The sequence below is a fragment of the Rhodoferax sp. genome, assembly GCF_028715765.1.
Lineage (GTDB): Bacteria > Pseudomonadota > Gammaproteobacteria > Burkholderiales > Burkholderiaceae_C > Rhodoferax.
Genome location: NZ_JAQURE010000012.1, coordinates 39,722 through 61,463, shown reverse-complemented (window position 1 = coordinate 61,463; position 21,742 = coordinate 39,722). Strand labels below are relative to the sequence as shown.

Below are 21,742 nucleotides of genomic sequence, written 5' to 3'. Positions count from 1 at the left end.
GCCGTGCAACCGTTCGCCTGGCGCGGGTTGGGGCGCATTTACAACCTGGCGCTGCTTTGACCCGCGCCGCACAATACACTGCATTTCATGGTAAAAAATTTATGCTTTTTAGGCCTCTAGCGCTTACGCTGACTGCTTTAGCAGCTATGCTTTTTACATCTTCTTGCAGCCAGTTTCCCACCGACAACGCCCCTGCCAAGGCAGACGCACAAGCGGTTGCGGCGCAGTGGCCTGAGTCGGCGCAAGCCAGCCCGCAAGCCACTCCCCAGCTCCGCCTTGCACCAGCGCCGCAAGGCGGAACACTCGATTGGCAGACCTATTTCACTGACCCCACCTTGCGCCAGTTGCTAGAAACCGCCCTGCAGCACAACCGCGACCTGCGCCTGGCCACGCTGGGCACGCTGCAAGCGCAAGCACAGCTGGGCTTGCGCCAAGCCGACCAGTGGCCTACGGTCAACGCCAGTGTGAGCGGCTCGCGCAGCCCCAGCAGCGCAGGCAGCATCAACAGCGCATATACGGGCGGGCTGCTGGTCACGGCCTACGAGCTGGACTTTTTTGGCCGGGTCAACAGCCTCAAAGCGCAGGCCTTGGCGCAGTATTTGGCCAGCACCGAAGCGGCGCACACCGCACGCATCAGTTTGCTGGCCACAGTGGCACAAAGCTGGCTGGCCTTGCTGGCTGACGAAGAGCTGCTGGGTGTGACCCGCCAGACGCTCGACACCCGGGCGCAGTCGCTCAAGCTGATTGAGCTTAAATTCCAGCACGGTGCCGCTTCAGAGCTAGACCGCCAGCTGGCGCAAACCCTGCTAGAGGCCACCCGTGTGACACACGCCCAGCAAATCCGCCAGCGCGCCCTGGACGAAAACACCCTGGTGCTGCTGCTGGGTCAAGCCCTGCCCGCGCCCGCCCAACAAGCGCTGGCCGCAGCTGCAGCTTCACCGGCCAGTGCACCGGCCATGGCCGCACCCGCTGCGGGTGGCGTCACGGCTTTGGCTTTGGGCGCAACCCGTTTGAGCCAACTGCAGCTGGCTGAACTGCCCCCAGGCTTGCCCTCTGCCGTGCTGACCCGCCGCCCCGACATTCGCCAGGCCGAGCTGCTGCTCCAAGCCAGCCACGCCAACATTGACGCCGCCCGGGCGGCATTTTTCCCGCGCATCAGCCTGACCGCTGGGGTGGGTTCGGCCAGCAGCGCGCTGGCCAATTTGTTCACCGCGGGCTCTTGGGGCTGGACCCTGGCTCCCCAGCTGGTGCTGCCCATTTTTGATGCCGGGCGCAACCAGTCCAACCTGCAAGCCGCCCAAGTAGCGCGCGACGTGGCCTTGGCCCAGTACGACAAAGCCATTCAAACCGCGTTCCGCGAAGTGGCCGATGCGCTGGCCAGCCGCGCCAGCCTGGCCCAGCAAGTGCAAGCCAGCCAAGCCCTGCTGGCTGCCGAAACCCAGCGCCATGCCTTGACCCAACTGCGCCTGACCCACGGCGCCGCCAGCCAGCTCGACGCCCTGGACGCCCAGCGCAGCCTGTTTGCCGCCCAGCAAAGCGCCGTGCAAAGCCGCCTGGCGTATCTGCAAAACCAGGTGCAGCTGTTCAAGGTGATCGGTGGTGGCGCCAGCCCGGCCCACTGATGCGTCAGGTGTTGCACCCGCAGAGACGGGCAGGTTAAATCTGCGTCTGCCTCACAATGGCCTTGGAACTTTTTTCACTCAAAGCTGCTCCAAAGCGGGTGTTCAGAGTCAAGCCACATGAATCACTTTTACATTCCAACTGATTGCGCACGGATGCCCACCCACCCAGCACCACAAACCAAGCCGCACCACCGCGCGCAGCCGACCCAGCTGGCCTTGAGCCTGCTGCTGGCGGGTAGCCTGCTGGCAGGGTGCGCCTCAGCGCCGCTGGCTGATGCCAACACCACCGCCGCTGAAGACCCTGCCGCCACGCACACCAGCATGACTTGGTGGCGAGACTTTCAAGACCCGCTGTTGGCAGACCTGATCACCCAAGCCCTGCAGGCCAACGCCAACATTGCATCTGCCCAGGCCGCCCTGTTGCAAGCGCGCGCGGTGCGCGACGTTCAGCTGGCCGCCACCCGCCCCCAGCTCACAGTCACCGGTTCTGCACAACGCAGCACGTCTGACAACACCCCTGCCAGCATCAGCTTCCGAAGCGGGCTTGATGCCAGCTGGGAGCTTGACGTGTTTGACGCCAAGCAAAGCAATGTAGCCAACCGCGAGGCCGACCTGGTCGCCGCCCGCGCCAGCCTGCGCGACGTGCAGCTGAGCATGACCGCCGAAGTGGCGCTGGCCTACATCCAGCTGCGCGGCTTGCAGTCGCAGCTGGGCATAGCGCAAACCAACCTGGCCAGCCAGTCTGAAACCCTGCAAATCACCCAGTGGCGCGCCCAGGCCGGGCTGGTGACCTCGCTCGAAGTGGAGCAAGCGCAAACCGCCGTGTCGCAAACTGCGGCGCAAATCCCCCTGCTGCAAAGCAACCTGGCCAAAGCCCGCCACAGCCTGGCCACCCTCACCGGCCAGCGCCCGCAGGCGCTTGATGCCCAGCTGCAAACCCCGGCGGCCATTCCCCAGGTAGCGGGGACGCTGGCAGACGTGATCCCGGCCGACAGCCTGCGCCAGCGTGCCGATGTGCGCGCGGCTGAGGCGCGCATCACCGCCGCCATGGCCGCGCTCAACGCCGCCGACGCCGCACGCAAACCCAGCTTTCGCCTGGGTGGCTCGGTTGGCTTGACGGCGCTGACCCTGACCGGGTTGAGCAACGGCGCAGCTCTGGCCAGCCAGGTGCTGGCCAGCATTTCAGCCCCCCTGTTGGACGGCGGTGCGGCCAACGCCCAGGTCAAGGTGCAAGAAGCCGTGTTGCAGCAAACCCGCGCCGCTTACCAAAACACCCTGTTGACCGCGCTCAAAGAAGTGCAAGACGCGGTGGTGGCGCAGCACAACGACCGCACCCGTCTGGGTCATTTGCAACAAGCGGCCAGCGCCGCACACAACGCCGCCCTGCTGGCGCAAAACCGTTACAACAGTGGTTTGGTGGACTTTCAAACCGTGCTGCAAACCCAGCGCACGCTCTTGAGCGCCCAAGACAGCCTGGCCAGCCTGCAAGCCGAGCTCAGCAACGACCATGTGCGCCTGGTCAAAGCCATGGGCGGGGGCTGGCTATGAGCACCACGCGTTCACCCTATTTTTTGCATCTCTCCAAAGCCACACACCATGAGCACTGACACCAGCCCCCCCAAAGACCTGCAAACCCTGCTGCAACTGCCCACCAAGCAGCCTTGGTGGCGTCAGAAAAAGCTCTGGGCAACTCTTTTTTTAATAGCTGCTAGCGCTTATGGATACTACGCTTGGCAGCAAAACAAGCTCAAAAATGCCGCGCCTGTGTATGTCACTGAAGCGGCGGCCAAAGGCAACCTCACGCTGGTCGTCACAGCCAATGGCACCCTGCAGCCCACGCGCTCGGTCAACATTGGCAGCGAGCTCTCAGGCACGGTGCGGCGGGTGCTGGTGGATGTGAATGACCAGGTCAAAAAAGGCCAGGTGATGGTGGAGCTAGACACCTCCAAACTCAGCGACCAGGTGACCCGCTCACGCGCCGCACTGGCCAGCGCCAATGCCCAGCTGGCGCAGGCCGTCTCAACCATCAAAGAAAGCCAAGCCAACCTGGCGCGGCTGGAAGAAGTGGCCAAGCTCTCGGGCGGCAAAGTGCCGTCTAAAACCGAGCTTGACACCGCCCGCGCCGCCGCCGAGCGCGCCATGGCGGCCGAACTCAGCGCCCGGGCCAACGTCGACTCTGCCCGCGCCAGTCTGGCCACCGATGAAACCAACCTGTCCAAAGGCTCGATTCGCTCCCCCATAGACGGCGTGGTGCTGACCCGCACGGTCGACCCGGGCAACGCAGTGGCGGCCTCGTTGCAAGCGGTCACGCTGTTTACCGTGGCTGAAAACCTGCGCCACATGCGCCTGCAAGTGAATGTGGACGAGGCCGATGTGGGGCGCGTTGCGCTCGGCCAGAAAGCCAGCTTTACCGTCAGCGCGTTCCCCGGGCGGCGCTTTCCGGCAGCCATCACGCGCGTGGCCTTTGGCTCCACCCTGACCGACAACGTGGTCACCTACCCCACGCTGCTTGACGTCAACAACGACGACTTGAGCCTGCGCCCAGGCATGACGGCCACCAGCAGCATCATTGCCGTGGAGCGCAAAGACGTGCTGTTGGTGCCCAACACCGCCCTGCGCTTTAGCCCACCCAACGCGGGTGCCGCCAAAGCCAAGGGCGGCAGCGACATCATGTCCAGCGTCATGCCGCGCATGCCCCGTGCCACCAAAAAAGCCAGCGGCGGCACCGCCAAGCACGTGTGGGTGCTGCGCGACGGCGCGCCGGTGGAGGTCAGCGTCACACCGGGCATCTCAGACGGGCGTATGACCGAAATCACCGGCGGTGATTTGCAAGAAGGCATGGCCGTCATCACCGACCAGCGCTCTGCCACCGCCGCCGCGGGCGCCGCCAGCGCGGCCAAAAAGCCATGAGCACACCCGCGCCCTTGATCGAACTGCAGGCCGTGACCAAAACCTACGGCCAAGGCAGCACCGCATTTCAAGCCCTCAACGGGGTCAACCTGCGCATCAACGCGGGTGAATTTGTGGCCATCATGGGGCCCAGTGGCTCGGGCAAGTCCACCGCCATGAACACCCTGGGGCTGCTAGACACACCCAGCTCTGGCGCCTATGTGTTCAACGGCTTGCATGTGGAAAACCTCAGCCGCGACGAGCGCGCCCTGCTGCGCCGGCGCTACCTGGGGTTTGTGTTTCAGGGCTTTAACCTGCTGGCACGCACCAGCGCCCAAGAAAATGTGGAGCTGCCGCTGCTCTACCGCGGCGAGCCCACCGCCACCCGCCACAGCGCGGCCAAAAAAGCCCTGGCTTCGGTCGGCCTGGCGGGCTGGGAGCACCACACCCCGGCCGAGCTCTCAGGCGGGCAACAGCAGCGCGTGGCCATTGCCCGCGCCATCGTCACCGAGCCCACCGTGCTGCTGGCCGACGAGCCCACCGGCAATCTGGACACCCACCGCAGCCATGAAATCATGGAGCTGCTGTGGCGGCTCAATGTGGATCACGGCATCACCGTGCTGATGGTCACCCACGAGGCTGACATGGCCGCCTACGCCAAGCGCATCGTGCATTTTGTTGACGGTGTGGTGCACAGCGACAGCCCCAACCCGCACCCTGCTGCGCTGCAGCAAGCACCGGCCACGGAGGGGGTTTGACATGTGGCTAAGTACCCTGCTGTTGGCCATGCGCTCGATCCGGCGCAACTTGCTGCGCTCGTTTTTAACCATTTTGGGCATCGTGATTGGCGTCAGCGCCGTCATCACCATGGTCACTGTGGGCAACGGTGCCACGCTGGCCATTCAAAACCAAATCTCTGGCCTGGGCACCAATTTGCTGCAGGTGCGCCCTGGCCAACGCATGATGGGCGGTGGCGGTGGCGCACCCGCCTTCAAAGCGGCTGACGCGGTGGCTGTGTCCACCCAAGTCAGCAGCCTGCTGGCGGTGGCACCTGAGGCGCGCAGTGGCGCCACACTGGTGCTTGATGGGCGCAACTGGAGCAGCAGCGTGATCGGCAGCACGCAAGCCTGGCTGACCACCGGCAACTGGAAAGTGGCCGACGGCCGCGTCTTCACGCTTGAGGAGCAAATGGCAGGCTCGGCCGTGTGCCTGATTGGTGAAACCGTGCGCCGCGAACTGTTTGGCAGCCAAGCGGCGGTGGGCGCGGCCATGCGCGTGAAGCAGATCAGCTGTGAAGTCATTGGCGTGCTGGGCTCCAAAGGCCAAGGCGCGTTTGGCAACGACCAAGACGACGTGGTGTTGATGCCCATCAACACGCTGCAACGACGCATTACCGGCAACACCCGGGTCAACACCTTGCTGGTGTCGATGCAAGACGGGGCTGAGCCTGAGCGCGTCAAAGCCGCCATCACCCAGCTGCTGCGCGAGCGCCGCAAGCTGGCGGAGAGTGACGAAGACAACTTCAATGTGCTCGACACCAAGCAGCTCGGTGAGGCGTTTTCCAGCACCACCAAGGTCATGACCACGCTGCTGGGCGCGGTGGCGGCAGTGAGCCTGCTGGTGGGTGGCATTGGCATCATGAACATCATGCTGGTGAGCGTGACCGAGCGCACCCGCGAGATCGGCCTGCGCCTGGCCATTGGCGCGCTGGAGCGCGAGGTGCTGCTGCAGTTTTTGATAGAAGCCGTGGTGCTGTCGGCGCTGGGCGGGGTCATTGGCATTGCCCTGGCCACCCTGGCCTCGGTGGGGCTGGCGCGGGTGATGGACGTGCCGTTTGTGTTTGATGCGGGCATTAACGCGCTGGCATTTGTGTTCTCGGCCGGTATTGGCGTGCTGTTTGGCTACTTCCCAGCCCGCCGCGCCGCTCGCCTAGACCCCATTGAGGCGCTGCGGCACGAGTGAGAGTTTATGAGAAATAGGGCTCTATCGCTTATGGGATATGCGCTAGTAGCTATTTAAATGTGAGTAATTAACGTTGCCAATGCCAGCCGCGCAACGGTCTCCTTCTGCTGCATGTCCGTATCGACCCAACTGTTAAACAGTTTGTGGCCAATGAATTTGCACCTTTCGACTGTTGGCAAGACAGTCGCGCAGGTACAGGTTAATCAGACTCTGATACGGAACGCCAGATTCATCGGCCATTCCCTTGAAATAATCCACAACATCCCCTGAAAGGCGCATCGTCACAGGCTTTTTCAGCTTGGACGCGTACGGATTCTTGCGGGACTTTAGTTTGGAAAGGTCGTATTCGGCTTTCATGTGTTCACCTAGATAAAACGCGCTTTCGCGCTTGGTCGCCTTGCGTGCTGAGATGATGCGAATAACTGCACCATGCTCGCGCTCGCAGTGACAAACGATAAGCAACTTTGCCGCCGAGCTCATGCCAAGCATCAGGAAACGCTCCTCGTCAGTTGAATGATCCTGATCGAAGAACTGAATGCCAAATTCGTCGAAGAAAATCGATTTCGCTTCTTCAAAAGACACTTGATGTTTTTTGAGATTTGCAATGGCTTTGGGTTCATCCCATTCGAACTTGATCATACGTACATTGTATTTATGAATCGCAATGAGGCAAGCCGCACAAATTGGCGTGCTGGCGCGAGATGGTGCTATCAGCGCTGGGCGGGGTCATTGGCATTGCCCTGGCCACCCTGGCCTCGGTGGATTTGGCGCGGGTGATGGACGTGTCGTTTGGCTACTTCCCAGCCCGCCGCGCCGCCCGGCTAGACCCCATTGAAGCGCTGCGGCACGAGTCAGAGTTTTGTAAGAAACAGGGCTCTAGCGCTTATGGGATATGCGCTAGTAGCTATTTAAATATGAGTTATTAGCAATTTAACTCGTCTGTGCCAAGTGATGGGTTAACCATCATTTTTCCGACTACGCCAGTAACCAGGCTTGCGCGCATCTGGAGCCACTGCGATGACAACGATCCCTTCAGCAAGAATTCGATAAACCACGGCAAAAGGGAATTTTTTTGGAAAAACACGACGGGTGCTGAACTTGAAAGGTGCACCCATTTCAGCAAATTCACGCGCGACCTCAGTTGCCGCCTCAACTTCATTGATAAATTTTTCGCCAAGCCCCTTTGACTTTGATTCGTAATACTTGGCTTGGGCAGCAAATTCTGCCAACGCATCCTCGTGAAAACGCAAGAGTCTCCTCACAGAATTGCGCGTCTAACCTCAGCAAATGCATCTTCGGCTGAAACAAGCTTGGCAACACCACGATCTACCTTGTCAACTCGTCGTTTCAATTCTTCAGCCCAGGCATCTTCAATGGTCTGATCAGCACTGATGTGAATCGAATCAAGCAACAACTCCGCAAGATAGGCTCGTTGCGCTGGACGAAGTGCTTGAGACTTTTGCGATAACTCAGAAACAAGATCGAACATTAAAACCACCTATTCAAAGTGCTAATTGTGATCGTAGCAACGGGTAAAGACTTTCGCGGTGATTATCGTATTTCCCTATGACGGGCTCGGTAGTGTGCCGCTTCGTTGGACAAAGCTAAATATGGATCCGTATTGGCATCAAACGGTGTCAAAACCATCACCGCTCCCCCATGGCTCGCGCGAGCACCGCCAGCACCGCGTTGAGGTCTTCTATCGGCACCTGGCCGGGAGCCGAGCTGCTGGCGCCCACTGCAAAGGTCAGGCTGGAGCCAAACACACCGCCCACCAACCGAGTCGCCGCGCCCAGTGGCCCCATGGCCATGGAAATCAGCGGAATATGCAGCTTGCTGCGGGCTTGATGGGTGGCGGTCAGCAGGGTCAGCACATCGCCCACATCTTGTGGCATGACGGCTACTTTGGCCACGTCGGCACCGCACTGCTCAGCCAACAAAAATTTGGCCACCAACTCATCTAGCGCCGGGGTGCACGCAAAGTTGTGATACGACAGCACCAGCTGGATGCCGTTGGCTTTGGCCGCTGCGCGCACCTGCGCCAGGTGATCCGCATCGTTGACCAGCTCGTAATCCACCAGGTCGATGGTTTTGCTTTGGCACACCGCTGTAAGCAGCGCCACCACCTGGTCTTCGTGCAAGGCAATGGGCTCGCCGCCTTCCAACACAGAGCGGCGGGTGAACAGCAACGGCACGCCACCTGCCTCTTTTTTGATAGCTGCTGCTGCAGCGATGACGGCCTCTGGCTGGCCAATTTGTTCAAAGAAATCAACACGCCACTCCAACACATCTGGCTTTTTGGGCAGCACCACCGCCAACTCGGCCATGAGCTGGTCTGGCGTGCGCCCCACCAGCGGGGTGCAGATCAGCGGCAGGTTGCCGCCAGCAATGGGTTGGCCTTTGAGTGAAATGGGGGTATGGGTTTGCATAAGAGGTACCGGGGTGAAAGGTCTGCCCGCATGGCTGGCAAGCACGGGAACACATTATCTGTTGGGCGGGCATTTGGCCGGGTGCGGTATGGGACCTAGTTCTATCGAACTATTCCCCTATGGCTGCGGCTAGTTCCATTCTTCGGCCTGGGCTGTACTTCAGAGGGATAGCGCCCAAGCCGCCCCAAAACTACAGTTCTATCAACCCCAAATAGCCGGTACGCGTGCAACAGCAGAAAAGAAATGGCGCATGAAACGCTATATTTTAAATAGCTGCTACCGCTTAATATAAAAGGGCTAGAGCCTGTTTTTGTATAAATTTTTTAAGAGGACACCCATGAGCCATTTTCTTGACCGACTCACTTATTTCTCGCAACCCAGGGAATCGTTCTCTGGCGAGCACGGCGTCACCACCGGTGAAGACCGCACTTGGGAAGCCGCCTACCGCGACCGCTGGGCGCACGACAAGATCGTGCGCTCCACCCACGGGGTGAACTGCACCGGCAGTTGCTCGTGGAAGATTTACGTCAAGGGCGGCATCGTCACCTGGGAAACCCAGCAAACCGACTACCCACGTACGCGCTGGGACATGCCCAACCACGAGCCGCGTGGTTGCGCCCGTGGTGCCAGCTACAGCTGGTATTTGTACAGCGCCAACCGTGTCAAGTACCCCATGGTGCGCGGTGGCTTGCTCAAGCTCTGGCGCGAAGCACGCCAAACCAAAGCGCCCATTGAAGCCTGGGCATCGATTGCACTCGACGATACCAAGCGCAAAAGCTACCAGACCCAGCGCGGCATGGGCGGCTTTGTGCGCTCCAGCTGGGATGAAGTCAATGAAATGGTGGCCGCTGCCAATGTATTCACCATCAAGAAATACGGCCCTGACCGGATTGTTGGCTTCTCGCCTATTCCGGCCATGTCGATGGTGTCTTACGCCGCTGGCAGCCGTTACCTTGGCCTGATTGGTGGCGTGCCGATCAGCTTTTACGACTGGTACTGCGACCTGCCACCGGCCAGCCCGCAAATCTGGGGTGAACAAACCGACGTGCCTGAGTCGGCCGACTGGTACAACAGCAGCTACATCATTGCCTGGGGTTCCAACGTGCCGCAAACGCGCACGCCAGATGCTCACTTCTTCACTGAAGTGCGCTACAAAGGCACCAAGACCGTGGCCGTCACGCCCGACTACTCCGAAGTGGCCAAGCTGTCCGACATCTGGATGAAACCCAAGCAGGGCACCGATGCCGCTGTAGCCATGGCCATGGGCCACGTCATTCTGAAAGACTTTTACTTTCCAGAAAACGGCCAGCGCAGCGCCTACTTTGACGACTACGTGCGCCGCTACACCGACATGCCGATGTTGGTCATGCTCAAAGAAAAGGTCTTGCCCAGCGGTGACACCGTGATGGTGCCCGACCGCTACGTGCGTGCCAGCGACTTCAACGGCAAGCTCGGCCAGGCCAACAACCCCGAGTGGAAAACCGTGGCACTGGACATGGCCGGCAAAGTGGTGCTGCCCAACGGTGCAATCGGTTTCCGCTGGGGCGCAGACGGCCGCGCCGACCAGGGCCAATGGAACCTGGAGGCCAAAGAAGCACGCCATGGCACCGAGGTCAAACTCAAATTAACGGTGCTCGAAGGCGATGCCCCCAGCAGCGAGACGGCCAAGGTGGGCTTTCCCTACTTTGGCGGCATCGTGTCCGAGCACTTCCCCAACAACGCCACGGGTGATGCGGCCAACAATGTGCTGGTGCGTACCGTGCCGGTGCAACGCATCTCGCTGGGCAAAGAAGGAGACCAACGTGAGGCCCTGGTCGCCACTGTGTTTGACCTGCAAGTGGCCAACTACGGCGTGGCACGTGGCTTGCCGGGCGAAATGGCGGCAAAGGACTTCAACGACGACACGCCTTACACGCCAGCCTGGCAAGAGCGCATCACCGGCACACCGCGTGAGCAGCTCATCACCGTGGCGCGCCAATTTGCCGAGAACGCTGACAAAACGCACGGCAAGTCGATGGTGATCATCGGCGCGGCCATGAACCACTGGTTTCACGCCGACATGAACTACCGCGGCGTCATCAACATGCTGATGATGTGCGGCTGCATTGGCCAGTCGGGTGGCGGTTGGGCGCACTATGTGGGGCAAGAAAAACTGCGCCCACAAACCGGCTGGACGGCGCTGGCCTTTGCGCTGGACTGGATCCGCCCGCCCCGGCAAATGAACGGCACCAGCTTTTTCTACGCCCACACCGACCAGTGGCGCTACGAAACCGTCGGTGTGGATGAAATCCTGTCGCCCCTGGCCGACAAAGCCAAGTTTGGCGGCAGCATGATTGACTACAACGTGCGCGCCGAACGCATGGGCTGGTTGCCCAGCGCCCCACAACTCAAGACCAACCCGCTTGAGGTGGTGCGCGCCGCAGCAGCCGCCAACATGGACCCCAAAGACTATTTGACCAAGGGCTTGAAAGATGGCAGCCAGGTCATGAGCTGCGAAGACCCAGACCACCCCAACAACTGGCCGCGCAACATGTTTGTCTGGCGCTCCAACATTTTGGGCTCCAGCGGCAAGGGCCATGAGTACTTTTTGAAGCACTTGCTGGGCACTAAAAACGGCGTGCAAGGCAAAGATTTGGGCCAGCAAGACGGCCGCCCCACTGAAGTGGTGTGGCACGACCAGGCGCCTGAAGGCAAGCTCGATTTGGTGGTCACCCTCGACTTCCGCATGAGCACCACCTGCCTGTACAGCGACATCGTGTTGCCGTCAGCCACCTGGTACGAAAAGAACGACATGAACACCAGCGACATGCACCCGTTCATTCACCCGCTCTCGGCAGCGGTGGATCCGGCCTGGCAATCGCGCAGCGACTGGGAAATCTACAAAGGTTTTGCCAAAAAATTCAGCGATCTCTGTGTCGGCCACCTGGGCGTGGAGCGCGAGATGGTGCTCACCCCCATCATGCACGACACCCCGGCTGAGATGGCGCAACCGTTTGGTGTGCAGGAATGGAAAAAGGGGGAAATCGACCTGATTCCTGGCAAGACCGCCCCAAGCTTCATGGTCGTCGAGCGCGACTACCCCAATGTCTATAAGCGCTTCACCGCGGTTGGCCCACTGATGAACAAGGTGGGCAATGGTGGCAAAGGCATCTCCTGGGACACCAAGATTGAAGTCACGCAACTCGGCCAGCTCAATGGCTTGGTGACCGATGCTGGTGTGACCTGCGGCATGCCCAAAATTGAGACTGACATTGATGCCTGTGAAGTGATTTTGCAGTTGGCTCCGGAAACCAATGGCCACGTGGCTGTAAAAGCCTGGCAAGCCTTGGGCAAACAAACCGGGCTGGATCACACCCACCTGGCCATTCACCGCGAAGACGAAAAGATTCGTTTCCGCGACATTCAGGCGCAGCCACGCAAGATCATCTCCAGCCCCACCTGGAGCGGTATTGAGTCTGAGACCGTGTCGTACAACGCCGGTTACACCAACGTGCACGAGATGATCCCATGGCGCACCCTGACCGGCCGTCAGCAGTTCTACATGGATCACCCGTGGATGACGGCATTTGGCGAAGGCTTCAGCAGCTACCGCCCGCCCGTGGACTTGAAGACCACCAACGCCATGCAAGACCGCAAGCCCAATGGCAACAAAGAAATTGCGCTGAACTTCATCACCCCGCACCAAAAATGGGGCATTCACAGCACCTACAGCGACAACCTGCACATGTTGACGCTCAGCCGTGGCGGCCCGATTGTCTGGATCAGTGAAGACGATGCCAAAGCGGCCGGCATTGAGGACAACGACTGGATCGAGCTCTTTAACTTGAACGGTGCCTTGACCGCCCGTGCCGTGGTCAGCCAGCGCGTGCGCAACGGCATGTGCCTGATGTACCACGCCCAGGAAAAATTGGTGAACATGCCGGGCTCGGAAATCACCGGTGGGCGTGGCGGCATCCATAACTCGGTCACCCGCATTGTGCTGAAACCCACCCACATGATTGGTGGCTACGCGCAGTTCAGCTACGGCTTCAACTACTACGGCACCATCGGCACCAACCGCGATGAGTTCGTGGTGTTGCGCAAGATGAGCAAGGTGGACTGGCTGGATGACGAAGGAACAGCGGCATGAACCTAGCTGTCTTACCCCTTCCCCCTCTGGGGGAAGGCAGGGATGGGGGCTGACCCCCACCCTAACCTTCCCCCAGAGGGGGAGGGAACAAGTCAATAACGCAAAGGAAATCAAATCATGAAAATACGCGCACAAATCGGCATGGTGCTCAACCTGGACAAGTGCATTGGTTGCCACACTTGCTCGGTCACCTGCAAAAACGTCTGGACCAGCCGTCCCGGCATGGAATACGCCTGGTTCAACAACGTCGAAACAAAACCCGGTATCGGCTACCCCAAAGAGTGGGAAAACCAGGACAAATGGAACGGTGGCTGGGTGCGTAAAGCAGACGGCAAGATCGAGCCGCGCCAAGGGGCAAAGTGGAAGCTGTTGATGAAAATCTTTGCCAACCCGAATCTGCCACAGATTGACGACTACTACGAACCCTTCACCTTTGACTACGCCCATCTGCAAAGCGCGCCGGCGGGCAACAACGTGCCGACCGCCCGCCCGCGCAGCCTGATCACCGGGCAACGCATGGAGAAAATTGAATGGGGCCCGAACTGGGAAGAAATTCTGGGTGGTGAATTCGCCAAGCGCAGCAAAGACAAGAACTTTGACGACATCCAGAAAGACATTTACGGCCAGTTCGAGAACACCTTCATGATGTACCTGCCGCGCCTGTGCGAGCACTGCCTGAACCCGGCGTGCGTGGCATCGTGCCCGTCAGGCAGCATCTACAAGCGTGAAGAAGACGGCATTGTGCTGATTGACCAGGACAAATGCCGCGGCTGGCGCATGTGCATCAGCGGCTGCCCGTACAAAAAGATTTACTACAACTGGAAAAGCGGCAAGGCCGAAAAATGCATCTTCTGCTACCCGCGCATTGAGGCCGGCATGCCCACCGTGTGCTCTGAGACCTGCGTTGGCCGTATCCGTTACCTGGGCGTGTTGCTGTATGACGCAGACCGCATTCAAGAAGCAGCCAGCGTCGAGCGCGACCGCGATTTGTACCAGGCACAGCTCGACATCTTCCTCGACCCGAACGACCCCAAAGTCATCGAGCAAGCGCGCCTTGACGGCATTCCCGACAAATGGATGGATGCCGCCCGCAACAGCCCGGTGTACAAGATGGCGGTGCAATGGAAAGTGGCCCTGCCGCTGCACCCCGAATACCGCACGCTGCCGATGGTTTGGTACGTGCCACCGCTGTCTCCCATCAGCGCCGCTGCCAATGCAGGGCAGATTGGTACCAACGGTGTTATTCCTGATGTGAAGCAACTGCGCATTCCGGTCAAGTACCTGGCCAATTTGCTCACCGCCGGTGACACCATGCCGGTGGAACGGGCTCTGGAGCGGATGCTGGCCATGCGCGCCTACCAGCGTGAGAAGCATGTGGACAACCGCATCAACACCGCTGCGCTGGAACAAGTGCAAATGACCCAGTTGGAAGTGGAAGAGATGTACCACGTGATGGCCATTGCCAACTACGAAGACCGTTTTGTCATCCCAAGCACCCACCGTGAATATGCCGAGAACACCTTTGACGTGCGTGGCGGCTGCGGCTTCAGCTTTGGCAACGGTTGCTCTGATGGAGCCAGCGAGGTCAGCCTGTTTGGCGCGGGCAAGCGTCGCACCATCCCGATCCAGGCGGAGGTCTGAGCATGTCACTTATCTCCAACATCACCGGCATGTCGCGCAGCCTGCGCGTGCTGGCACGGCTGCTGTCTTACCCGAATGCAGCTTTACGCGCTGACCTGGCTGACATGCGTGCCGCCATACAGTCCGAACAGGCAGTGACACGCTCACGCCAAGCCGAGTTATTCATGCTGATGGACAACATCGCGAAGGGCGATACGCTACAAATTGAAGCCGATTACGTTGAGCTGTTTGACCGCGGGCATGCCACCTCATTGCACCTGTTTGAGCATGTGCACGGGGATTCACGTGACCGTGGCCCGGCCATGATTGACCTGACCCAGACCTATGAAAAAGCCGGGCTGTTTCTGGCCGAGGGTGAACTGCCCGACTACCTGCCAGTGGTACTGGAATATGCATCCACCCAACCGCCCCAGGAAGCGCGTGCGTTTTTGGGTGAGATGACTCACATCCTCAACGCCATCTTCAGCGCACTGCAACAGCGCAACACCGCATACGCCAGCGTGATTGGCGCCTTGATTGAACTCAGCGGCGAAAAGGCGCAAGCCGTCGCCGTGGTGGCCGACGAGGCGCTTGATGCGTCATGGGAAGAACCCGAGGTGTTTGGCGGCTGCTCCGTCAAAGGCCAGGGCAAGCCCGACCAACCCCAACCGATTCACTTTGTAAAAACCAATGCGGCCAGCGCGCGTGCCAGCGCCACCACAGCTGAAGGAGCATCACTATGAACACCCTTGACCACTTTCTGTTCGGCATTTACCCCTACATCGCCTTTGTTGTTTTCATTGCCGGCAGTCTGCTGCGCTTTGACCGCGACCAATACACCTGGAAAAGCGATTCTTCTCAGATGCTCAAAATGGGTCAATTGCGGCTGGGCAGCAACCTGTTTCACATTGGCGTGTTGTTTTTGTTCTTTGGTCACACCATTGGCATGTTGACGCCGCACTTTATTTATGAGCACTTCATCAGCGCTGGCAACAAGCAACTCATGGCCATGATCAGTGGTGGCTTGGCTGGTCTGCTTGGCTTTATTGGTGTGACGTTGCTACTGCATCGCCGCCTGACCGAGCCACGCATTCGCATCAACTCCAAAACCAGCGACATCGTGCTGCTGGTGCTGTTGTGGTTGCAACTTGCGCTGGGCTTGGCCACGGTGCCACTGTCAGGCCAACACCTTGACGGCAGCATGATGCTCAAGCTGGCTGGCTGGGCCCAGGCCATCGTCACGTTCCAACCTGGCGCAGTGGACATGTTGGCCGAAGCGGGTTTTGTTTTCAAGATGCACATGTTCCTTGGCATGAGTATTTTCTTTATCTTCCCGTTCACCCGCCTGGTGCACGTCTGGAGCGGTTTTGCCTCGGTGGGTTATTTGATGCGCCCCTACCAGGTGGTGCGCGCACGCCGCCTGAATGTGCCAGCTGGGCGCAATCAGCCACGCGCTTCTGACGCTAGCATTTAAGGAGCTACTCATGCATACAGAACAAGCGTTAGAGGCCAATTTGGCATATATTAATGGCGTAGCCCTGCAAAGCGCCAGTGAAAAGGTCGATGCTGACACGCTGCGCCAGCGTGCCTGTTCCGAGCTGCTGCGCCAGCGCGCCATTGAACAAGGCTTGCTGGCCACCAACGACACCCCCGCCACAGAGGGTGTACTGAGTGAAGCCGCTTCCAATGCCATTGAGTTGCTGCTGGCGCAAGAACTGGTGATACCCGAGCCAGCAGATGCTGACTGCTGGCGTTACCACACCGCCCACCAGGCCTTGTACACCACGGGTGAACGTGTCAACGTGCGCCACATCCTGTTTGCAGTGACCCCCGGCGTTGACCTGAATGCCCTGCGCAAACAAGCCGAGGCCACGCTGCTCAATGTGCGCTGCCATGATGACCAGGCGCTTGATGATGCGTTTGCCAAAGCCGCCCGCACCATGTCCAACTGCCCCAGTGGCTCAGAGGGTGGCCAGCTGGGTTGGCTCACCACGGCCGACTGCGCCCCAGAGTTTGCCAAAGAGCTGTTTGGCAACAAGGAAATAGGCGTGCTGCCGCGCCTGGTGCACAGCCGTTTTGGCCTGCATGTGGTCGAGGTGCTGGCGCGCGAAGCGGGCACAGCCCAGCCGTTTGAGGCTGTGCGGGGTGCGGTATCAATGCGCCTCAAGCAGCAAACTTTTGTGACTGCGCTGCGCCAATACCTCAGCTTGCTGGCGGCTGAGGCTGACATTCAAGGCGTAGACCTGGATCGCGCAGACTCTGCCCTGGTGCAATAAAAGGCCAAAACATGCAAATTTCTTGCTTTGACGACCTGCTGTTGGCAGCCTGCCAGCAGCCCCAAGGGCAGCGCCTGCTGCTGGTGTTTGCCAGCGCGGAGTTGCCTGAAGATGCCACCCCAGAGCAGCGCGCAGACTTTGCCCAAGGCCATGGTGGCGCGCTGGTGCCGGCCATGTGTGTGGATCAAACGCCCGACGAAATTGGCAACTTTGAGCGCCTGGTGCAAGAGGCCAACCAGTTTGGCACCGCCTGGCAGGTGGTGTTTGTCAGCACCCTGTCGGGACAAGGCAGCGAGCCGCCCAGCAGCAAAACCGCTGAACCTGTGCTGCAACGCATGGTTGAGGCCATCAAACTTGGCACTTTGGCTAACATGATCGCCTTTGACACGTCAGGGCAAGCCATCGATTTGGTCTGAACACACCATGCACCACACGTTTTTCAACATGCCAGATTTTTTGGCCAGCTCACCCCTGTTCAGCGGCTTGTCATCTGAAGAGCTGGTTCAAATCTCACAAAGCTGCATGGTGGCCAATTACACCAAAGGCGAAATGGTGTTCATGGTGGGGCACGCCTGTGACGCCTTTCACATTGTGGTCAGTGGCCAAGTCAAGCTGTTTGTGGTGTCGCCCTCTGGCCATGAGAAAGTGATCGAGCTCATCAGCCCTGGGCAAAGCTTTGCCGAAGCGCTGGTGTTTTTGAACCGACCCTATATCTTGAGTGCCCAAGCCTTGGTTGAGACCACCTTGGTCAATGTCAGCAAACAAGGGGTTTACAGCGCCATCGCGCAAGACCCCCAATTTGCCATGCACATGCTGGCAGGCATTTCGCGCCGCCTGCATGGGTTGGTTCAAGATGTGGAAGGCTATGCGCTGCAAAACGGCCTGCAGCGGCTGATTGGCTACCTGCTGCGCGACGTGGATGCCAACCACCTGCCAGACCAATCAACTTTAACCGTGGCACTGCCAGCCAACAAAAGCACCATTGCCTCGCGCCTGTCACTCACTCCTGAATACTTTTCGCGGGTGCTGCATGACTTGGAACACAAGCAATTGATCCATGTAGACCGCCGCGAAATTCGCATTCTGGACGTAAAAAAACTGGTGAACTACGGTGCTGCTTGAGCTGATAGAAGCTAAGCGTGGCGCTGTCCATGCCATGAATTTGGTACTTTTTTACGCTGTTTGGTGATAAATTCCGGTGCATTGACGCGATCCTGCTTAGGGTTGCGCACCACCCGCTTGCCACACTGGCCTAACTGCGCAGAGAGCAGTCATTTGACAAGCTCACCACATCAGCCACATGTTTGCCCAACGTTTGTTCAAAAGCCCGCGCATGGCGGGTGTGTTGGTTTTTTTACTGGCGGCCTTGCTAACCAGCACCGTGAGCGTGCAGTCTGAAAAGCACCGACAGCAGGCCGAGCGCGAGCGGGTGCAAGCCCTGGCGGCAGACCACGCCCAACGTCTGCAGGAAAACTTGTTGCAAGCCTTGTCAGCCACCCAGGCCTTGGCGGCCTTGGTGCAGGTGAACCAGGGCGACATTCCCAACTTTGACGCGCTGGCCACCCGCATGCTGGCGCACTACCCTGGGGTGTCGGCCATGGCACTGGAGCCGCAGGGTGTGGTGCGCCGCATTGTTCCGCTGCAAGGCAACGGCGATGCCATTGGCCTGGATGTGCTCAACCACCCGGCGCGCGCCAAAGAAGCACGCCAAGCGCGTGACACAGGCCAGATCACCCTGGCAGGCCCTTTTGAGCTGGTGCAAGGCGGCTTGGGTGCGCTGGGCTTTTTCCCGGTGTTTTTGAATGATGCCCAGGGGCAGCCGCAATTTTGGGGGTTTACCAACGTGGTGATCCGGCTGCCGCAGGCGCTGGGCCCCGCACAGTTTGAACAACTGGTCAAACAAGGCTTGCACTATGCGCTGTGGCGCAGCGACCCGGCCACACAGCAGCGCCAGGTCATGGCCCAGTCGGGCGCAGTACCCAGCGACGCGGTGGACGTTGTGCTGCGCGTACCCAATGCCCAGTGGACGCTGAGTGTGACACCCAATACGGGGTGGACTGACCCGGTGGGGCTGCTGTTAAAGCTGGCTTTGGGCGGGCTGCTCAGTGCCCTGCTGGCGCTGGTTGTCAAGCAATGGATGGTGGCGCAGGCGCTGGCACAGCAGTTGCAAGGCAATGTGGGCAGCCAGGCACAGCAGATCACGGCGCTCAATCATCAGCTGCAAGCCACGCTTGACGCCATGCCCGACTTGCTGTTTGAGATCAGCCTGCAGGGACGCTATCTGGCCTGCCACACGCCACGCAGCGCGCTGCTGGCAGCGCCTGCGGCAGACCTGGTTGGCAAAAACATCGCCGATGTGTTACCCGCGCCAGCCGCCGCGGTGTGCCTGCGCGCCATTGAAGAGGCGGCACGCACTGGCTTCTCACAGGGCCAAGAAATTGAGCTGCAGCTCGCCGATGGCAGCCATTGGTTTGAGCTCTCGGTGGCTCACAAAGCACCCTTGGCACAGGCCGAGCCCACGTTCATTGTGCTGTCGCGCGATGTCACCGAGCGCAAACACCAGGCGCTCAAGTTGGCGCGCCTGACCCAGCTCTATGCCGCCTTGAGCCAGTGCAACCAGGCCATTGTGCGCTGCACCAATGAGGCTGAGCTGTTTCCCATTTTGTGCCGTGACGCGGTCAACTTTGGCGGCATGAAGATGGCTTGGATTGGCGTGGTCAGCCCCTCCGGCGCGATTGAGCCAGTGGCCTCTTTTGGCCAAGGCATTGAGTATGTGGCGCACCTGGATGTGTGCATTGATGCTGCTGTGCCGCAAGGCCGCGGCCCTGTGGGCAGTGCAGCGCGCGAAAACAAACCGGTTTGGTTTCAAGACTTTCAGCACGACCCAGCCACTGCCCCCTGGCACGAGCGAGCCAAGCAATTTGGCTGGGGCGCAGTGGCGTCCATGCCCTTGCACCGCAAAGGTCAAGTGGTGGGGGTGTTTTCGGTCTATGCCGCACACCCCGACGCGTTTGATGAAGCGGCACAAAACCTGCTGCTTGAAATGACCATGGACATCAGCTTTGCGCTGGATCACTTTGAAGACGAAGCTCAGCGCCAGACCACCCTGCGCGCCCTGCAAGACAGTGAAGAGCGCTACCGCACCGCCTTTGTGACCAGCCCCGACGCCATCAACATCAACCGAATGAGTGATGGCTTGTACCTGGAGGTGAACCAGGGGTTTGAGCGCATCACCGGCTGGGCTCATGCCGAGGTGGTGGGCAAAACCTCCCAAGACATCAACATTTGGCACGACATGGCAGACCGCCAGCGGCTGGTAGAGGGCTTGACACAGCACGGCCAAGTGACCAACCTGGAGGCAGACTTTGTGCGCCAGGACGGCAGCCTGGTGCATGGACTGATGTCCGCCGCGGTGGTGCGCTTCCAGGACGTGGCGTGCATTTTGAGCATCACCCGCGACATCACCGAAAAGCGCCAAACCGAAGAAAAACTCAAACAGTTGGCTCTGTTTGACCAGCTCACCGGCCTGCCCAACCGCACCGATCTGCAAAACCGCTTTGAATTTGCCCTGAGCCTGGCGCAGCGCCACAGCCAAAGCCTGTGCCTGATGTTCATGGACATTGACCACTTTAAAAATGTCAACGACACCCTGGGGCACAGCGTGGGCGACCAACTGCTGGTGGAGATGGCACGCCGCCTCAACGCACAGTTGCGCACGGAAGACACGTTGTCGCGCCTGGGTGGTGATGAGTTCATTTTGTTGCTGCCCAACATCGACCATGAAGGCGCCCAGCAAGTGGCCTTGAAGTTGCTTGCCGCGGCCAGTTTGCCGTGCCAGATTGAACCGTTTGAGCTGGTCAACACGCTCTCGATTGGCCTGGCCATGTACCCCCATGACGGGCAAGATTTTGAGACTCTGTCCAAAAATGCCGACACTGCCATGTACCGCGTCAAACACGCCGCACGCAATGGTTTTTGCTTCTTTACGCCTGAGATGCAGGCCAACTCGGTGCGCAGTTTGCAGCTGGTCAACGCCTTGCACCACGCGCTGGCGCGCCATGAAATGCAGGTGCACTACCAGCCCCAAGTGGCCATGCAAGATGGCCGCGTGATCGGTGTCGAGGCGCTGCTGCGCTGGCAGAGCCCCGAGCTGGGTCTGGTGATGCCGGCCGAGTTCGTCCCCATTGCCGAAGACAGTGGCCAGATTCTGGAGATTGGCGAATGGGTGCTGCGCAGTGCCGTCAACCAGCTCAAAAGCTGGATGGATCAAGGGCTGCCCCCCGTGGTGATGGCGGTCAACTTGTCAGCGGTGCAGTTTCGCCACGCCGACTTGCTGCACCTGGTGACAGGCATCTTGGCGCAGGCGGGCGTGCCCCCAGAGCTGCTTGAACTTGAGCTGACGGAGGCCATCGCCATGGATCACCCCGACATCGCCATCAGCATCATGAACCGCCTGCACGAGCACGGTATCCGCATGTCAATTGACGACTTTGGCACCGGCTACTCCAGCCTCAGTTACCTGAAAAAATTCAAGGTTTACAAACTCAAAATCGACCAGTCTTTTGTGCGCGACCTCAGCCACGATGCGGACGACAAAGCCATCGTCACCGCCATCATCAACCTGGCCAGCAGCATGGGGCTGCAAACCATTGCTGAAGGTGTAGAAACTGCCAGCCAGCTGGCCTTTTTGCGACTGCAAGGCTGTGACGAGGTGCAAGGCTACTATTTCAGTCACCCGTTAAGCGCGGATGCGTTTGCGGCTTACGTCAGGCAGCAGCCACCCCTGGCGTGACCCGCCGGGTCACTGGCGCGAAA

The 21,742-nt window shown here is 59.7% G+C and carries 17 protein-coding genes and 1 pseudogene; 14 read left to right on the top strand and 4 right to left on the bottom strand.

The genetic code is table 11. From position 1 onward, the window contains the following. Positions 1 to 146 precede the first annotated feature (146 nt). The 5 genes from PHT20_RS06470 (at position 147) to PHT20_RS06450 (ending at position 6,473) form a co-directional block, all read left to right on the top strand. The gene (locus PHT20_RS06470; RefSeq protein WP_301019892.1) at positions 147 to 1,622 is read left to right on the top strand and encodes a TolC family protein; all 1,476 of its coding nucleotides are present in this window, start codon (positions 147 to 149) and stop codon (positions 1,620 to 1,622) included. A gap of 153 nt (positions 1,623 to 1,775) precedes the next feature. Further along, positions 1,776 to 3,170 carry an efflux transporter outer membrane subunit gene (locus PHT20_RS06465; protein WP_301019891.1) on the top strand — a complete coding sequence of 465 codons (1,395 nt, stop codon included), beginning with the start codon at positions 1,776 to 1,778 and terminating at the stop codon, positions 3,168 to 3,170. Between the two features lie 48 nt (positions 3,171 to 3,218). After that, on the top strand, positions 3,219 to 4,532 hold the full coding sequence (locus tag PHT20_RS06460) for an efflux RND transporter periplasmic adaptor subunit (protein WP_301019890.1): 1,314 nt from the start codon (positions 3,219 to 3,221) through the stop codon (positions 4,530 to 4,532). Next, complete coding sequence (locus PHT20_RS06455; RefSeq protein ID WP_301019889.1) at positions 4,529 to 5,269, top strand: ABC transporter ATP-binding protein; 741 nt, start codon at positions 4,529 to 4,531, stop codon at positions 5,267 to 5,269. The genes PHT20_RS06460 and PHT20_RS06455 overlap by 4 nt, the downstream gene beginning before the upstream one ends. A gap of 1 nt (position 5,270) precedes the next feature. Beyond that, positions 5,271 to 6,473, top strand: a complete 1,203-nt coding sequence (locus PHT20_RS06450) for an ABC transporter permease (protein WP_301019888.1) — start codon at positions 5,271 to 5,273, stop codon at positions 6,471 to 6,473. A 132-nt stretch (positions 6,474 to 6,605) separates the two neighbouring features. On the opposite strand, the gene PHT20_RS06445 is transcribed toward PHT20_RS06450, so the two are convergent. Then, entirely contained in the window at positions 6,606 to 7,112 is a 507-nt protein-coding gene (locus tag PHT20_RS06445; RefSeq protein WP_301019887.1) for a BrnT family toxin, read from the bottom strand. Between the two features lie 62 nt (positions 7,113 to 7,174). Between PHT20_RS06445 and PHT20_RS06440 the strand changes: the two are divergent. Further along, positions 7,175 to 7,324, top strand: a pseudogene (locus PHT20_RS06440) (ABC transporter permease); the annotation flags it as partial. 105 nt (positions 7,325 to 7,429) lie between these two features. On the opposite strand, the gene PHT20_RS06435 reads toward PHT20_RS06440, so the two are convergent. The 3 genes from PHT20_RS06435 to aroD form a co-directional block, all read right to left on the bottom strand. Beyond that, the gene (locus tag PHT20_RS06435; protein ID WP_300083522.1) at positions 7,430 to 7,723 is read right to left on the bottom strand and encodes a type II toxin-antitoxin system RelE/ParE family toxin; all 294 of its coding nucleotides are present in this window, start codon (positions 7,721 to 7,723) and stop codon (positions 7,430 to 7,432) included. An 8-nt stretch (positions 7,724 to 7,731) separates the two neighbouring features. After that, positions 7,732 to 7,962 carry an addiction module protein gene (locus PHT20_RS06430; protein ID WP_301019886.1) on the bottom strand — a complete coding sequence of 77 codons (231 nt, stop codon included), beginning with the start codon at positions 7,960 to 7,962 and terminating at the stop codon, positions 7,732 to 7,734. Between the two features lie 157 nt (positions 7,963 to 8,119). Then, a complete protein-coding gene (gene aroD / locus PHT20_RS06425) occupies positions 8,120 to 8,902 on the bottom strand; it encodes a type I 3-dehydroquinate dehydratase (RefSeq protein WP_301019885.1) in 783 nt (260 codons plus the stop codon). Positions 8,903 to 9,239: 337 nt separating this feature from the next. On the opposite strand from aroD, the gene PHT20_RS06420 reads away from it, so the two are divergent. From PHT20_RS06420 to PHT20_RS06385, 8 genes are all read left to right on the top strand, one after another. Next, positions 9,240 to 13,031, top strand: coding sequence for a nitrate reductase subunit alpha (locus PHT20_RS06420; RefSeq protein ID WP_301019884.1), 3,792 nt, complete (start codon positions 9,240 to 9,242; stop codon positions 13,029 to 13,031). Between the two features lie 117 nt (positions 13,032 to 13,148). Beyond that, positions 13,149 to 14,672 carry a nitrate reductase subunit beta gene (narH, locus tag PHT20_RS06415; protein ID WP_301019883.1) on the top strand — a complete coding sequence of 508 codons (1,524 nt, stop codon included), beginning with the start codon at positions 13,149 to 13,151 and terminating at the stop codon, positions 14,670 to 14,672. Positions 14,673 to 14,674: 2 nt separating this feature from the next. Next, positions 14,675 to 15,394, top strand: coding sequence for a nitrate reductase molybdenum cofactor assembly chaperone (narJ, locus tag PHT20_RS06410; RefSeq protein ID WP_301019882.1), 720 nt, complete (start codon positions 14,675 to 14,677; stop codon positions 15,392 to 15,394). After that, the gene (gene narI, locus PHT20_RS06405) at positions 15,391 to 16,125 is read left to right on the top strand and encodes a respiratory nitrate reductase subunit gamma (protein WP_301019881.1); all 735 of its coding nucleotides are present in this window, start codon (positions 15,391 to 15,393) and stop codon (positions 16,123 to 16,125) included. Before narJ ends, narI begins: the two co-directional genes overlap by 4 nt. 10 nt (positions 16,126 to 16,135) lie before the next feature. After that, positions 16,136 to 16,927, top strand: coding sequence for a peptidylprolyl isomerase (locus PHT20_RS06400; protein WP_301019880.1), 792 nt, complete (start codon positions 16,136 to 16,138; stop codon positions 16,925 to 16,927). A gap of 11 nt (positions 16,928 to 16,938) precedes the next feature. Further along, positions 16,939 to 17,343 (top strand): ribonucleotide reductase subunit alpha, encoded by a 405-nt coding sequence (locus PHT20_RS06395; protein WP_301019879.1) that lies wholly within the window; start codon positions 16,939 to 16,941, stop codon positions 17,341 to 17,343. A 7-nt stretch (positions 17,344 to 17,350) separates the two neighbouring features. After that, positions 17,351 to 18,049 carry a Crp/Fnr family transcriptional regulator gene (locus tag PHT20_RS06390; RefSeq protein ID WP_300082087.1) on the top strand — a complete coding sequence of 233 codons (699 nt, stop codon included), beginning with the start codon at positions 17,351 to 17,353 and terminating at the stop codon, positions 18,047 to 18,049. A gap of 178 nt (positions 18,050 to 18,227) precedes the next feature. Further along, positions 18,228 to 21,719 (top strand): EAL domain-containing protein, encoded by a 3,492-nt coding sequence (locus tag PHT20_RS06385; protein ID WP_301019878.1) that lies wholly within the window; start codon positions 18,228 to 18,230, stop codon positions 21,717 to 21,719. Positions 21,720 to 21,742: the final 23 nt, after the last annotated feature.